The organism is Amycolatopsis sp. NBC_01286 (assembly GCF_035982555.1).
GTDB lineage: Bacteria > Actinomycetota > Actinomycetes > Mycobacteriales > Pseudonocardiaceae > Amycolatopsis.
In genome coordinates, this window is record NZ_CP108428.1 from 2,545,750 (window position 1) to 2,559,245 (window position 13,496).

At 70.9% G+C, this 13,496-nt stretch carries 16 protein-coding genes; 13 read left to right on the forward strand and 3 right to left on the reverse strand.

From position 1 onward, the window contains the following. The first annotated feature begins 265 nt into the window (after positions 1–265). The 7 genes from OG570_RS12350 to OG570_RS12380 all read left to right on the forward strand — a co-directional run bounded on the left by OG570_RS12350 (position 266) and on the right by OG570_RS12380 (position 3,711). The gene (locus tag OG570_RS12350) at positions 266–718 is read left to right on the forward strand and encodes an Asp23/Gls24 family envelope stress response protein (RefSeq protein ID WP_326945244.1); all 453 of its coding nucleotides are present in this window, start codon (positions 266–268) and stop codon (positions 716–718) included. Between the two features lie 2 nt (positions 719–720). Then, positions 721–903, forward strand: a complete 183-nt coding sequence (locus OG570_RS12355; protein WP_326945243.1) for a hypothetical protein — start codon at positions 721–723, stop codon at positions 901–903. A 4-nt stretch (positions 904–907) separates the two neighbouring features. After that, positions 908–1,261, forward strand: coding sequence for an Asp23/Gls24 family envelope stress response protein (locus OG570_RS12360; RefSeq protein WP_247059323.1), 354 nt, complete (start codon positions 908–910; stop codon positions 1,259–1,261). Between the two features lie 26 nt (positions 1,262–1,287). Next, a complete protein-coding gene (locus OG570_RS12365) occupies positions 1,288–1,779 on the forward strand; it encodes a DUF6286 domain-containing protein (RefSeq protein WP_326956572.1) in 492 nt (163 codons plus the stop codon). Then, positions 1,776–2,333 carry an alkaline shock response membrane anchor protein AmaP gene (locus OG570_RS12370; RefSeq protein ID WP_326956574.1) on the forward strand — a complete coding sequence of 186 codons (558 nt, stop codon included), beginning with the start codon at positions 1,776–1,778 and terminating at the stop codon, positions 2,331–2,333. Before OG570_RS12365 ends, OG570_RS12370 begins: the two co-directional genes overlap by 4 nt. A gap of 313 nt (positions 2,334–2,646) precedes the next feature. Continuing rightward, complete coding sequence (locus tag OG570_RS12375) at positions 2,647–3,039, forward strand: DUF2784 domain-containing protein (protein ID WP_247059320.1); 393 nt, start codon at positions 2,647–2,649, stop codon at positions 3,037–3,039. 15 nt (positions 3,040–3,054) lie between these two features. Continuing rightward, entirely contained in the window at positions 3,055–3,711 is a 657-nt protein-coding gene (locus OG570_RS12380; RefSeq protein WP_326956575.1) for a TrmH family RNA methyltransferase, read from the forward strand. On the opposite strand, the gene OG570_RS12385 is transcribed toward OG570_RS12380, so the two are convergent. Then, entirely contained in the window at positions 3,712–5,850 is a 2,139-nt protein-coding gene (locus tag OG570_RS12385; protein WP_326956576.1) for a molybdopterin-dependent oxidoreductase, read from the reverse strand. 72 nt (positions 5,851–5,922) lie between these two features. On the opposite strand from OG570_RS12385, the gene OG570_RS12390 reads away from it, so the two are divergent. Further along, on the forward strand, positions 5,923–6,921 hold the full coding sequence (locus OG570_RS12390) for a glycoside hydrolase family 76 protein (protein ID WP_326956577.1): 999 nt from the start codon (positions 5,923–5,925) through the stop codon (positions 6,919–6,921). A 62-nt stretch (positions 6,922–6,983) separates the two neighbouring features. Here OG570_RS12390 and OG570_RS12395 read toward each other — a convergent pair whose 3' ends face one another. Together OG570_RS12395 and OG570_RS12400 are read right to left on the reverse strand one after the other, a co-directional pair. After that, positions 6,984–7,850, reverse strand: coding sequence for a LacI family DNA-binding transcriptional regulator (locus tag OG570_RS12395; RefSeq protein ID WP_326945235.1), 867 nt, complete (start codon positions 7,848–7,850; stop codon positions 6,984–6,986). A gap of 69 nt (positions 7,851–7,919) precedes the next feature. Next, the gene (locus OG570_RS12400; RefSeq protein WP_247059310.1) at positions 7,920–8,957 is read right to left on the reverse strand and encodes a LacI family DNA-binding transcriptional regulator; all 1,038 of its coding nucleotides are present in this window, start codon (positions 8,955–8,957) and stop codon (positions 7,920–7,922) included. A gap of 118 nt (positions 8,958–9,075) precedes the next feature. On the opposite strand from OG570_RS12400, the gene OG570_RS12405 reads away from it, so the two are divergent. The 5 genes from OG570_RS12405 to OG570_RS12425 are packed head-to-tail and all read left to right on the forward strand — an operon-like array spanning position 9,076 to position 13,364. Continuing rightward, positions 9,076–10,092 (forward strand): substrate-binding domain-containing protein, encoded by a 1,017-nt coding sequence (locus OG570_RS12405; RefSeq protein ID WP_326956578.1) that lies wholly within the window; start codon positions 9,076–9,078, stop codon positions 10,090–10,092. Continuing rightward, on the forward strand, positions 10,089–11,087 hold the full coding sequence (locus OG570_RS12410) for an ABC transporter permease (protein ID WP_326956579.1): 999 nt from the start codon (positions 10,089–10,091) through the stop codon (positions 11,085–11,087). The genes OG570_RS12405 and OG570_RS12410 overlap by 4 nt, the downstream gene beginning before the upstream one ends. Continuing rightward, complete coding sequence (locus OG570_RS12415) at positions 11,084–11,893, forward strand: ATP-binding cassette domain-containing protein (RefSeq protein ID WP_247059304.1); 810 nt, start codon at positions 11,084–11,086, stop codon at positions 11,891–11,893. The genes OG570_RS12410 and OG570_RS12415 overlap by 4 nt, the downstream gene beginning before the upstream one ends. After that, positions 11,890–12,732 (forward strand): PfkB family carbohydrate kinase, encoded by an 843-nt coding sequence (locus OG570_RS12420; RefSeq protein ID WP_326956580.1) that lies wholly within the window; start codon positions 11,890–11,892, stop codon positions 12,730–12,732. Before OG570_RS12415 ends, OG570_RS12420 begins: the two co-directional genes overlap by 4 nt. Beyond that, complete coding sequence (locus tag OG570_RS12425; RefSeq protein ID WP_247059300.1) at positions 12,729–13,364, forward strand: nucleoside/nucleotide kinase family protein; 636 nt, start codon at positions 12,729–12,731, stop codon at positions 13,362–13,364. The genes OG570_RS12420 and OG570_RS12425 overlap by 4 nt, the downstream gene beginning before the upstream one ends. Positions 13,365–13,496: the final 132 nt, after the last annotated feature.

The window sequence follows — 13,496 nt, forward strand, 5'->3', positions numbered from 1 at the left end:
ACGGACAAAACTGGTGTCGTGCGGCCGATTCCGCCGAGTTGTCCACATGTGGCTCACCCTGGGGACAACCGGCCTGAGGCCCACGGATCCGCTCCACCGACAGCGTTTCGGGGCGCCGGACCCCAGCGGACACCCGCGGCCCAAGCCGAGACCCACGTCACACGATCGGGGCAGTGACGATTCCCCATCCCCGGTGTCCTTACCTACGAACCAGGCGGAAAGCCTTGTTCCCCAGGACATTCCCAGAACACCCGAGGAGGACCTCATGACCGCGACCGCCGAGAAGACCGTGGTGACCACCGCGAACGACGCCACCAGCGCGCTCGTCTCGAAGCAGGGCACCACCACCATCGCCGACACCGTCGTGCAGAAGATCGCCGGGCTCGCCGCCCGTGAGGTCAACGGTGTGCACGAACTCGGCGGTGGCGGGGCCGCTCGCGCTCTGAGCGCGCTGCGCGACCGCATCCCCGGCGCGTCCTCCAGTGTCGGCCAGGGTGTTTCGGTCGAGGTCGGCGAGAAGCAGGCCGCCGTCGATCTGCAGCTCGTCGTCGAGTACGGCGTCGCCATCGCGGATCTCGCGCGGTCGGTGCGGCGCAACGTGATCACCGCGATCGAGCAGATGACCGGGCTGCAGGTCGTCGAGGTCAACATCAACGTCAACGACGTCCACATCCCGGGTGACGACGACGTGCCCGTCACCAGCGACCGGGTGCTGTGACCGTGAACGGCACCCTGATCGGCCTGCTCTTCGGCCTGGCGCTGGGGTTCGCGGCCGCCTTCGGCGGGTTCGGCGCTTTTGTCGCCGTGCTCGTGCTGGGCGGCCTCGGCCTCCTCGCCGGCCGTTGGGCCGACGGCAAGCTCGACCTGTCCGCCCTCGTCGGGGCCGCCCGGGATCGGAGGTAACCCCATGTCCACGGTCACCGCGCGGCACCGCCGCGACGACGTCGAGACGGTCGAAGAAGAAGAGCGCGGCGAGACGACCGTCGAGCCGCGGGCGGTCGGGCGCATCGCCGCCCGGGCCGCGCGTGAGGTCGACGGCGTCGCCGCCGACGTCACCGCGAAGGCCACAGTGGACGGTGAAGTGACCACTGTGGACATCCGGTTGCCCGTGGTCTACCCGGCGCCCGTCACCGGCACCGCCGACCGGGTCCGGGCCCACCTGCTCGGCCGCACCACCGAACTGACCGGCCTGCGCACCCAGCGCGTCGACATCACGATCGCGCTCCCGCCGGTCGAGCAGCCGAAGCGGCGGGTCCGATGAGGCGGCCACGGCGGAGCGTGCCGGCGATGCTCACCGCGCTCGTCCTGCTCGCCGCGTGCGCGTTCGTCGTGACGGCGCTCGTGCAGCGGCTGCTGGGCGTGCCGCCGGTGCTGTCCTACGACGCGGTCGCCGCCCGCGTCCACGACACCTCCTGGAACGAACTGCCCGTGCTCGTCGGGGGCGGGGCCGCGGTTCTCGTGGGGTTCGTGCTGCTGGCGGCGGCGCTGCTGCGCGGCCGCCCGGTCGTCCTGCCGCTGGCGCCGGAGCCGGGTTTCGACACCGGCACCACGCGCCACGGCCTGCGGACGTCGCTGCGGGCGACCGCCGCGCACGTCGACGGCGTCTCGGCGGCCGCGCTCAAGCTGCGTCGCCGCACCGTGCGGGTGAAGGTGAAGACCCAGCGGACGCGCACCGACGGGCTCGCCGACGCCGTCCGCTCCGCGCTCGAAACGCGGCTCGGCCAGGTCGATCTGGCCACGCCGCCGCGGGTCCGCGTCCGCGTGCGAGGTGCGCGATGAACCGGCCCGCCGCGCTCAACCGCACCCTGCTCGCCCTGATCGGGCTCGTGCTGCTCGCCGCCGGCGGGTTCGCGCTGGCCACCCACTTCGGGCGGCTGCACGTCCTCGACCCGGAATCTTCGCTGGTCCCGGGCTCGACGGCGCCGCCGACCTGGGTGTTCTACGCGGCGATCGCGGTCGCCGTCGTGCTGGGGCTGCTGTGCCTGCGCTGGCTGACGGCCCAGGCGTTCCGGCGGCCGAAGACCGTCGCCTGGCGGACCGAGGAGGCCGAGGGTGCGACCACGCTGGACTCGTCGACGGCCGCCGCGCCGGTCGCGGCCGACGTCGAGGGCTACGCCGGCGTCCGGTCGGCGTCGGCCTGGCTCACCGGGCCGCGCGAGGCGCCGGCACTGTTCCTGATCGTCACGACCGACGCCGAGGCCGACGCGGGGGCGATCCGCGCCCGGATCACCGAGCACGCCGTCCCGCGGTTGCGCCAGGCCCTGGAGGTCGACGCCTTGCCGGTGCGGCTCGAAGTTCGGCTGACGGCGAAATCCGGCGCTCGCGCCCGGTGAAGCGGTGGCCGCCGGGGTTACCGTCGACGGATGGACGAGCAGCCGTCGACGCCCGGTGAGCCGCACCGCCCGAACGACCCGAACCGGAAGAAACCGGACGGCGCACCCGATCAGTACCCGCACGAGGAACCGACGAAGTACCCGGCGAAACGGCCCCCCGAATTTCCACCCGGTGTGACGCCTCCGTCACCACCCAGGTGAAGAAGTTGCTCCGGTGGGTTGAACATCACACGCCTGGGCATTCTTCGAGCAGGCCGATTCCGATCAGCGGAGTAAAGTCCCTGGTAGGGGGATCGGGGTAAGGGGGTGGGCGGTGGCGAAGTTCCTGGCCGACGTGACCGTTGCGGTGCACATCCTCGCCTTGCTGCTGATCGGCCTCGGCGGGTTCCTCGCCTGGCGCTGGCCCAAGCTGATCTTCGTGCACATGTTCGCGGCGTTCTGGGGCATCCTCGTGAACGTCACGCCGGTGCCGTGCCCGCTGACCGCGCTGGAGAACTTCTTCCGGAACCAGGAAGGCCTCGGCGACCTGCCCGGCGGGTTCAACGCGTACTACCTCTACGACACGGTGTTCCCGCGGTCGTGGCTGCCGGCGATCGGCATCATCGCGGTCGTGCTGGTGATCTACTCGTACGTCGGCGTCTACCACCGGTGGCGCCACCGCGATCACCACGAGGACGCCCGCGCGCACGCCGTCCACCTGGGTTAGGCGACAATCGACGCCGTGAGCACACCCCACGACGTCGGGCCCACCGAGTGGGTGAGCCGCGAAGAGGTCGGCGTCGGCCCCTGGCCGGGTGACCGGCCCTCGGACGACCGCTACGACCCGGACCTCCTGCGCGACGGCGACCGCCGCAACGTCGTCGACAAGTACCGCTACTGGCGCCGCGAGGCGATCGTGTCCGATGTGGACGCCCGCCGCCACCCGTTCCACGTGGCCATCGAGAACTTCCAGCACGACCACAACATCGGCACGGTGGTCCGCACCGCCAACGCTTTCGCCGCGGCCGAGGTCCACATCGTCGGCCGCCGCCGCTGGAACCGCCGGGGCGCCATGGTGACCGACCGCTACCAGCACCTCCGCCACCACGACGACGTCGCCGGACTGCTCACCTTCGCGGCCGAGCAGGGCCTCGCGGTCGTGGCGGTCGACAACACGCCGGGGTCCCAGCCGGTCGAGACGGCGGACATCCCGCGCGAGTGCGTGCTGCTGTTCGGCCAGGAAGGACCGGGCCTGTCGGAGGCCGCCCAGGCCACGGCGGCGCTGGTGGTGTCGATCGCCCAGTTCGGCACGACGCGCTCGATCAACGCCGGCGTCGCGGCGGGCATCGTGATGCACGCCTGGGTCCGGCAGCACGCGGACCTGTCCCAGGCCTGGTGATCAGGCCGGCGCGACCTCGACCGGGATGCCGTTCAGCACCGAGGTTCCCGACGGCACGTCCAGCAGCGTCTCGTCGGCGACCAGGTTCGAGTTGACGCCCGGGTTCGCGCTCGCCACCCGCGTGCGCGAACCGGCGACGTCGTGCCCCCAGCCGTGGGGGATGCTGATCACGCCCTCGCGGACCTCGTCCGTCACCTCCACCGGGACCTCCAGTTTCCCGGCGCGCGACGTCACCGACGCGAGGCTGCCGTCGGTCAGGCCGAGGCGGGTCGCGTCGCTCGGGTGGACCTGGACCGTGCAGCGGTTCCCGCCGCGGACCAGCGGCGCGAGGTTGTGCATCCACGAGTTGTTCGAGCTCAGGTGCCGCCGGCCGATCAGCACCAAGCCGTCGTCCAGGGGGCGGGCCAGCTCGTCGCGCAGCCGCGGGACGTCCGCGACGATCGGTTCCGGCGCCAGCTCGATCCGCCCGGACGCCGTGCACAGCACCTCCGGGATCCGCGGCTTCAACGCGCCGAAGTCGATGCCGTGCGACGCGGCTTCGAGGTCGGCCAGCGTGACGTCGTACGGGCCGCTGCGCAGCATCAGGTCCACCAGTCGCGCGGGGCCGGTCCGGTCGCCGGTCATCTCCAGCTTGTTGCGCCGCGCGGTTTCGGCGGCGACGAAGTCGTCCAGCGCGGCGACGTCCGCCTCGGGGCCCTGACCGGTGACGATGCCGGTGAGGCGCAGCATGGTCTCCCACTCCTGCGGGAGCTTCGACGGCAGCGTCGGCGGCGTCCAGTTGGCGATGTTGCGCACCGAAAGCTGGTAGAACGCCAGGTCGAAGTGCGGCCGCTCGAGCGGTGACGGCCCGGGCAGGATGACGTCGGCCTGGCGGGACGTCTCGTTGAGGTAGACGTCGACCGAGATCATGAAGTCGAGGCCGTCGATGGCCGCGGCCAGGCGGCCCGCGTTCGGCGTGCTCAGGCAGGGGTTGCCGCTGACCGTGATCAGCGCGCGGACCTGGCCCTCGCCCGGGGTTTCGATCTCGTCGGCCAGCGTCGCGACCGGCAGCTCGCCGACGACCTCGGGGTAGCCGCGCACCCGGCTGTGCCAGCGGCCGACGGCGAACGGGCGCCGGTTCCCGGTCGGCGTGCACGCGGCCAGCGGGAACATCGCGCCGCCGGGCTCGTCGAGGTTGCCGGTGAGCACGTTGAGGACGTCGACCAGCCAGCTCGCGATCGTGCCGAACGTCTGGGTGGTGGTGCCGATCCGGCCGTAGACCACGGCGTTCTCGGCGTCGGCCAGCTCCAGGGCCATCCGGCGGATCTCGGCGGCGCCGATGCCGACGCGCGGCGCGACGGCCTCGGGGGTGAACGGCCGCGCCAGCGCGCGGACGTCGTCGAGGCCGTTGACGTGCTCCGCCAGCCGGCCCAGCTGGACGCGCTCTTCCGAGACCAGGACGTTGACCAGCGCGAACAGCAGCAGTGCGTCGGTGCCGGGCCGGATGGCGTGGTGCTCGTCGGCGAACTGCGCGGTGCGCGTGCGGCGCGGGTCGACGACGACGATCTTGCCGCCGCGCTCGCGGATCCCGCGCAGCCGCCCGCGCATGTCCGGCGCGGTCATCAGGCTGCCGTTGGACACCAGCGGGTTCGCGCCGAGGATGAGCAGGTGCCGCGTGCGGTCGACGTCGGGCACCGGGATGGCGAGCGGGTCGCCGAACATGGTGCCGGACGAGTAGTGCTTCGGCATCTGGTCGACCGACGTCGCGCTGTAGAAGTTCTTGGTGCCCAAAGCTTTGTAGAGCACACGGCTGTAGAGCGTCAGCGCGATGTTGTGCACGCCGGGGTTGCCCGCGTAGACGGCGACGGCGTTGCGGCCGTACTTCTCGAGGATCGGCGGGAGCCGCCGGTCGATCTCGTCGTAGGCCTCCTGCCAGCTGACCTCGACGAACTCGCCGTCGCGCTTGAGCAGCGGCGCGGTCAGCCGGTCGGGATCGTGGTGCAGCGCGCCGAGCGAAGCGCCCTTCGGGCAGATGTAGCCCTTCGAGAAGACGTCCTGCTGGTCGCCGGTGACGCGGGTGACCTGCTGGTTCTCGTCCAGCGTCACCTCGAGGCCGCAGGTCGCTTCGCACAGCGGGCAGGTGACGTGTGCCGTGGTCATGAGTACCTCGCAGGCCGTCGGGTCCTTCAACATACCGAGCGGTATGTCGGTGGGCAAGGCAGGATTGCCCGCATGGACGTCTCGGCCGCCGAACGCGCGGTGACCTCGCGGCACCTGCGCCGGGTGTGGGGGCTGCCCGGCACGGTCCTCGGCCGCAGCGGCTGGCCGGCGACGCCGGGACAGCGGCTGCACTGGCACTGGAACTACTGGTGGCAGGCGCACCTGCTGGACACGCTGATCGACGCCCAGCTGCGCGAGCCTTCGGCTGCTCGGCTCGCCCTGATCCGTTCGTTCGTCCGCTCGGTCCGGCTGCGCAACTTCGGCCGCTGGACGAACGACTTCTACGACGACATCGCGTGGCTGGGCCTTGCGCTGCAACGGGTTCAGACACTGGGCATCGACGTCGGCCCGGCACTGGCGGCGATCGACACGCAGCTCCTGTCGGGCTGGACGGAGGCGGCGGGCGGCGGCATCTGGTGGCGCGTCGGCGACGAGTTCAAGAACGCCCCGGCCAACGGCCCGGCGGCGATCTTCCACGCCCGCTCCGGCAACCGCACCCGCGCCCGCGAGATGACGGACTGGCTGTCGTCGACCCTGGTGGACCCGTCGACGGGCCTCGTGTGGGACGGCATCCGGACGGACACGGGCGAGCTGGTGAAGCACATTTACACGTACTGCCAAGGGGTCTACCTCGGCGCGTGCCTGGAACTATCCTTAATGGACGAAGCGGCGCGGACGGTCCGGGCGGTGGCTGAGCATTGCGCGCCCGGCGGCGTGATCCGCGGCCAAAGCGGCGGCGACGGAGGTTTGTTCGCGGCGATCCTGGCGCGCTACCTGGCCTTGGCGGCCCGTTCTTTGCCCGGCCCCGAGGCTTCGGTGGCGCGATCGCTGGTGCTCACGTCGGCCGATGCGTGCTGGTCAGGCGCGTCGGAGGGCCCGGTGTTCAGCGCGTTCTGGGACCGCTCGGCACCCTCGCCGTTGCCGAAAGACGCCCCGGAGCGCGACATGTCGGTCCAGGTCGGCGGCTGGATGCTCTTAGAGGCAGCGGCAACGCTGTCCCAGACGTCGTGAGTGTTCAGGGCGGTTAGAACCGCCCTAAACACTCACGACAAGCCGCGGCAGGACGCTCGGCCTCAGCAGCCGCAGGACGCGCCGTGCAGGAACCTCGGTGTCAGCAGCACCGACTCCGGGGGCCGGTCCGGGTCGGCCATTCGGGACAGCAGCAGCTGCACCGCCCGGCGGCCGATATCGGCGATCGGCTGGACCAGTGTCGTCACCGCCGGGCTCACCCGGCGGGCCCAGTCCATGTCGCCGTAGCCGACCACGGCCAGCTCCGAGCCGATGCGGATGCCGCGGCGGTGGGCCTCGTACTGGACGCCCACCAGCATCGCCTCGTCCGCCACCACCAGCGCCGTCGGGGAGGGCCAGCCGTCCAGGAGCTTGGCCGTCGCGCGGGCCGCTCCGCCCGACGTCGACAGGCCGCTCTCCACCAGTTCGCGGTTCCAGCGCAGGCCCGACTGCTCCAGGCCGAGGCGATACCCCCGGACGCGCTCGCGGCTGACGTCCTGGCCGTCGTCGCCCGAGATCAGGCCGATCTTGCGGTGGCGGCGCTCGATCAGGTGCTTCACCAGCGTGCTCATCGAGTGGACGCTCTCCGTGCCCACCTGGTCGACGTCGTTGCGCGCCGCGACGCGATCCATCAGCACCGTCGGCACGCCCATCCGGACCAGGCCGTTGACCACCGCTTCGTCGCCCGGCGTGGGAACCAGCAGCACGCCGTCCACGAGGTCCGCCCGCAGTGCGCGGACGACCGCGGCCTCTTCGCTGACGCTGTCGCCGGTGTCGGCCAGGGTGACGTCGCAGCCGGCCTGCGCGGCGGCGGCCCTGATCGAGCGCAGCAGCTCACCCGAATCGGGGTGCGCTTGCGCACCCAACGCGACGCCGATCCGGTAGGTGACCGGGGGGTCCCAGAACCGGAGCTCCGGCGAAAGTGCCGTCATAAGCCCTCGCAGACGCTCAGCCGAAAGGTATCCGCTGAGCGGCCGGGCAGCGGCCTTAACACCCGAGAATCACTGATGTGAGTGAACCGCCGGGCAGCCGCACGACTCTCGGTGACGCAGGGTTGGCGGTAGGCGCACGGTTTCGGCCTTGCGGGCCGGGTCGTTGATGCGCGCCAGCAGCAGCCGCACCGCCTGCCGGCCGATCTCCTCGATCGGCTGCGCCATCGTCGTCAGGGGCGGGTCCACCAGGTCGGCCCACTCGACGTCGTCGTAGACGACCACCGGCAGGTCCTGCCCGATCTTGAGTCCGCGCCGCCGCGCTTCGTGCAGCACCCCGACCATCATGCTGTCGTTGCCGACCACCAGCGCGGTCGGCGGTTCGGGCAGCGCCAGCAGCTGGCTGACGGCCAGCGCGCCGCCCTCGTGCGACGAGTTTCCGCAGGCCACGAGGTCGGCCGACCACGTCAGCCCGGAGCGGCCGAGCCCCAGCCGGTAACCCAGCACGCGCTCCTCGCTGGTCGACAGGCCGGGCGCGCCGCTGATCATGCCGATCCGCCGGTGCCCGAGCGTGGCCAGGTGCGCGGTCAGCGCCGACGTCGCCTGGATGTTCTCCGTACCCACCTGGTCGACGTCGACGCGGGTGGTCAGCCGGTCGATCAGCACCGTCGGGACGTCGAGGGAGACCAGCTCGCCGATCACCGAGCCGTCGCCCGGCGCCGGCGTGATGAGGAGGCCGTCGACACGACGGGAGCGCAACGTCCGGACCGTGTCACGCTCCGTGTTCACCGTGTCGTGGGTGTCGGCCAGCAGCACGGTGTACCCGTGCGTGGACGCCTCCCGCTCGATCGCCTGCATCAGCGTCGCGAAGTACGGGTTCGCGACGAGCGAGATCGCCATCCCGATCGAGCGGGTGCCGCCGGTGACCAGCGAGCGCGCGATGGCGTCGCCGGTGTAGCCGGTCGTCTCGATCGCCCGCAGCACCGCCGCCTTGGTGTCCTCGGCGACCGCGCGCGTTCCGTTCACCACGTGCGAAACGGTCGTGATCGAGACGCCGGCGAGCTCGGCGATGTCCCGCTGGGTCGGCCGCGATGATCTCGGCTGGGGCATACCAATCCTTACCTGGGGGTAACTCGGCAAGCGTTTGCGCAAACGCTTGCGTCCGGGGTTGAGTCTGTCTACCTTCCCGACCATCGGCAAGCTTCGACCTATAAAAGGGTGGGAACCCATGAGACAGCGAAGTCTCACAGCACTCGCGCTGGCCGCCGTCCTCGCCACGACGACCGGGTGCACCGTGGAACGCCACTGGGGTGGCAACACGAACACCGGTGGCAGTGGAAAGGCGAAGGTCGGCCTGGTCACCAAGACCGACACCAACCCGTACTTCGTGGCGTTGCGCGAATCCGCGAAAGCCACCGCACAGGCCAACGGCGCCGATTTCAGCGCCCTCGCCGGTCAGTTCGACGGCGACAACGACGGCCAGGTCCGCGCCATCGAGAACCTCGTGCAACAGGGCGCGAACACCATCCTCATCACGCCCAGCTCGTCGACCGGCGTGCTGAAGGCGATCAAGGACGCCCGCGACGCCGGGATCCTGGTCATCGCGCTCGACACCGCGACCGAGCCGCCGGACGCCGTCGACGCCACCTTCGCCACCGACAACTTCGCGGCCGGCCAGCAGCAGGGCGCGTACGTCAAGGCGTCGCTCAAGGGCACCCCGCCCAAGCTGCTGATGGTCGACGGCACGGCCGGCAGCTCGGTCGACACCCAGCGCCACGGCGGCTTCCTCAAGGGCATCGGGCTGACCGACGGCTCGCCCGAGATCAAGGGCCACACCGCGGCCAACGGCGACCAGAGCCTCGCCCAGCAGGGCATGGAGAACCTGCTGCAGCGCACCACGGACATCAACGCCGTGTACTCGATGAACGAGCCGATGGGCCGCGGCGCCAACGCGGCGCTGAAGGCCCGCGGGCTCACGAACCAGATCGTCATGGGCTCGATCGACGGCGGCTGCGAAGGCGTCCAGAATGTCAAGGACGGCCTCTACGCCGCGACCGTCATGCAGTTCCCGAAGAAGATGGCCGAGCAGGGTGTGCTCGCCGCCGTCGAGTACGCGAAGACCGGCAAGAAGCCCACCGGCTTCGTCAACACCGGATCCGCCGTGATCACCGACAAGCCCCTGCCCGGCGTCGAAAGCCACGACACCGCGTGGGGCCTGCAGAACTGCTGGGGAGGCACGAAGTGACCACGGCCACCGTCGCCAGTCCGTCCACAAAGGAACGTGAGTCGCTCGGCGAGTTCCTCCTCCGCGCCCCCGCGGTCGGCCCGGCACTCGCGCTGATCGTCGCGATCGTGGTGTTCTCGCTGTCCACGGACACCTTCTTCGACCTCGACAACCTCTCCACCGTCGTCCAGCAGTCGCTGGTCGTCGGGACGCTCGCGCTGGGCCAGACGCTCGTCATCCTCATCGCGGGCATCGACCTGTCCAACGCGTCGTCGATGGTCGTCGCGACGCTGATCATGGCGAAGCTCGCCGCGGCCGGCACCAACGGCTTCGTCGCGCTGCTGGCCGGCGTCGTGCTGACGATCATCGTCGGCATCTTCATCGGCTCGCTCGCCACGCGGATCAAGCTCCCGGCGTTCATCATCACGCTCGGCACGTTCACCATGCTCACCGCGGTGTCCAAGCTGATCGCCGGCGGCCAGGCCGTGCCGGTGACCGACGGCCTGCTGCAGTGGCTCGGCACCAAGCGCTACCTCTTCGGCGGCATCCCGATCACCTACGGCATGACGCTGGCGCTGCTGATGTACCTCGGGGTCTGGTACGCGCTGACGAAAACCGCGTGGGGCAAGCACGTCTACGCGGTCGGCAACGCGCCGGAGTCCGCGCGGCTGTCCGGCATCAAGGTCAACCGCACGGTCCTGTCGGTGTACATCGTGGCGGGCCTCGCCTTCGGCCTCGCCGCGTGGCAGGCGCTCGGCCGGACGCCGAACGCCGACCCGAACCAGTTCCAGCTCGGCAACCTCGACTCGATCACCGCCGTCGTCCTCGGCGGGACGAGCCTGTTCGGCGGCCGCGGCTCGGTGCTGGGCACGTTGATGGGCGCGCTGGTCGTGGCGGTGCTGCGATCCGGGCTGACGCAGATGAACGTCGACGGCAACTACCAGGACCTCGCCACCGGGGCCCTGCTCATCGCCGCCGTCGTGGTGGACCGGATCGCGAGGAGGCAGCAGTCATGACCGAACCGATCCTGCAGGCCCGTGGCCTGGTGAAACGCTACGGCCGGGTGACCGCCATCGACGGCGCCGACTTCGACCTGCTGCCCGGCGAGGTGCTCGCCGTCGTCGGCGACAACGGCGCCGGGAAGTCGTCGCTCATCAAAACCCTGTCCGGGGCCGTGATCCCGGACGAGGGTGAGATCAAAGTGGACGGTGAGACCGTCCACTTCAAGTCCCCTTTGGACGCTCGCCAGTACGGGATCGAGACGGTGTACCAGGATCTCGCCGTCGCGCCCGCGCTGGACATCGCGTCGAACATGTTCCTCGGCCGCGAGAAGCGCATCGGCGGCGCGTTCGGGCTGTTCCGCAAGCTCGACACGGCCACCATGCGGTCCGAGGCGCAGCGGATCCTCGACGAGCTGGGCATCAACATCAAGTCGATCACCCAGCTCGTGGAGACGCTCTCCGGTGGCCAGCGCCAAGGTGTCGCCGTCGCGCGCGCCGCTGCGTTCGGCACCAAAGCCGTGATCATGGACGAGCCCACCGCCGCGCTCGGCGTCGCCGAGTCCGGCAAGGTGCTCGACCTGATCGGCCGGATCCGCGACCGCGGCCTGCCGGTGGTGCTGATCAGCCACAACATGCCGCACGTGTTCGACATCGCCGACCGCATCCACGTGCACCGCCTCGGCAAGCGCGTCGCGGTCGTCTCGCCGAAGACGCACTCGATGAACCAGGTCGTCGGCCTGCTCACGGGGGCGTTGCGGCTCAACGAGAACGGCGAGATCGAAGAGGCGGCTGCCGCGACCCACGTGGCCGGCTTGAAATGAGGGTGCTGCTGGCGGGGTTGTGCACCGTGGACGTCGTCCAGCGCGTCACCGAACTGCCGGCTCCGGGCGAGAAGGTGCAGTCGCTGCAGGTGGACGTCGCGGCCGGGGGGCCCGCGACGAACGCCGCGGTGACGGCCGCCGCGCTCGGGGCCGAGGCGACGCTGCTGACGGTCCTCGGTGCACACCCGCTGGCGGCGCTCGCCCGCGCCGACCTCGAAACCCACGGCGTCGAGGTCGTCGACCTGGCCCCCGAGCACCCCGATCCGCCGTCGGTCAGCGCCGTCGCCGTCCGCGACCGCGACGGCGAGCGCACGGTCGTCTCCCGCAACGCCGGAGGGCGGCACTTTCACGTGAAAGTGCCGCCTTTGACAGCTGATGTCGTTTTGCTCGATGGGCACTATCCGGAGCTGGCGCTGGACGTCGCGAAGGCGGCCAGGGCCGCGGGCGTGCCGGTCGTGCTCGACGCCGGGAGCTGGAAGCCCGTGCTCGACGCGCTGCTGCCGCTGGTCGACGTCGCCGCCTGCTCCGCGCACTTCCGGGCGCCGGAACCGGGCCTCCACCAGCGGGGCGTGCCGACCGTCATCACCACGTCCGGCCCTGGTCCGGTGCGGTGGTCGACCGCGGACGGGCGTTCGGGAGAGGTGCCCGTGCCGGCCGTCGAAGCGCGGGACACACTAGGTGCGGGAGACGTCTGGCACGGCGCGCTCGCCGTCGCCGTGGCACGAGAACACACGGTGGCGGACCGGATCCGCTTTGCCAACGAGGTGGCCGCCGAACGGGTGCGGTTTGTGGGACCGCGGTCTTGGACGACCGCGATCGCAGGAAGGAACAGAACATGACGGCGTTCGACGACCTGCTCGCCCGGGCCGAGGGGCTGACCGTGCGCGGGCAGCGCAACGTGCTCGGCATCATCGGGGCGCCCGCGTCCGGCAAGACCACGCTGGCCTGGGCGCTGGCCAACGCGCTCGGTTCGCGCGCCGCCGTGGTCGGGATGGACGGTTTCCACCTGGCGCAGGTCGAGCTGCGCCGGCTCGGCCGCGCCGAGCGCAAGGGCGCGCCGGACACCTTCGACGCGGCCGGTTACTACCACCTGATCCGGCGCCTCGCCGAAGGCCGCGAGACGGTGTACGCGCCGGAGTTCCGCCGCGAGATCGAAGAGCCGATCGCGGGCGCGGTCGCCGTCGCCCCGGAGGTCCAGCTGGTCATCACGGAGGGCAACTACCTCCTGTTGCCGGACGACCCGTGGAGCGCCATCCGGCCGCTGCTCACCGAGGCCTGGTTCCTCGCGCCGGACGAGCCCGAACGCATCGAACGGCTGGTGTCGCGCCACCGCCGCTACGGCCGTTCGCTCGTCGAGGCGCGGCAGCGGGCCCTCGGCTCGGACCAGCGCAACGCCGACCTGATCACGCAGACGCGGGACCGCGCGGACCTCGTGCTGGAGAACCTCCCGCTGGTCAACTTCGCGCTGTGAGATCTTGATTCGAAGGATTGTCTAGTATTTGTCAGGTGCCTGCTCGTAGCTGATCTGCGAACATTTTCGGCTGGGGTGTCGTTGCCGTTGTAACGGAGTGCGGCGGCACCCCGACTGTTGGACGCGACAGAC

What these genes read in the sequence shown, in the direction of transcription:
- OG570_RS12350 (WP_326945244.1), top strand. Translation starts at nt 266, where the DNA reads ATGACCGCGACCGCCGAGAAGACCGTGGTGACCACCGCGAACGACGCC.
- OG570_RS12360 (WP_247059323.1), top strand. Translation starts at nt 908, where the DNA reads ATGTCCACGGTCACCGCGCGGCACCGCCGCGACGACGTCGAGACGGTC.
- OG570_RS12365 (WP_326956572.1), top strand. Translation starts at nt 1,288, where the DNA reads ATGCTCACCGCGCTCGTCCTGCTCGCCGCGTGCGCGTTCGTCGTGACG.
- OG570_RS12370 (WP_326956574.1), top strand. Translation starts at nt 1,776, where the DNA reads ATGAACCGGCCCGCCGCGCTCAACCGCACCCTGCTCGCCCTGATCGGG.
- OG570_RS12385 (WP_326956576.1), bottom strand. Translation starts at nt 5,850, where the DNA reads ATGACCACGGCACACGTCACCTGCCCGCTGTGCGAAGCGACCTGCGGC.
- OG570_RS12390 (WP_326956577.1), top strand. Translation starts at nt 5,923, where the DNA reads ATGGACGTCTCGGCCGCCGAACGCGCGGTGACCTCGCGGCACCTGCGC.
- OG570_RS12395 (WP_326945235.1), bottom strand. Translation starts at nt 7,850, where the DNA reads ATGACGGCACTTTCGCCGGAGCTCCGGTTCTGGGACCCCCCGGTCACC.
- OG570_RS12400 (WP_247059310.1), bottom strand. Translation starts at nt 8,957, where the DNA reads ATGCCCCAGCCGAGATCATCGCGGCCGACCCAGCGGGACATCGCCGAG.
- OG570_RS12405 (WP_326956578.1), top strand. Translation starts at nt 9,076, where the DNA reads ATGAGACAGCGAAGTCTCACAGCACTCGCGCTGGCCGCCGTCCTCGCC.
- OG570_RS12415 (WP_247059304.1), top strand. Translation starts at nt 11,084, where the DNA reads ATGACCGAACCGATCCTGCAGGCCCGTGGCCTGGTGAAACGCTACGGC.
- OG570_RS12420 (WP_326956580.1), top strand. Translation starts at nt 11,890, where the DNA reads ATGAGGGTGCTGCTGGCGGGGTTGTGCACCGTGGACGTCGTCCAGCGC.
- OG570_RS12425 (WP_247059300.1), top strand. Translation starts at nt 12,729, where the DNA reads ATGACGGCGTTCGACGACCTGCTCGCCCGGGCCGAGGGGCTGACCGTG.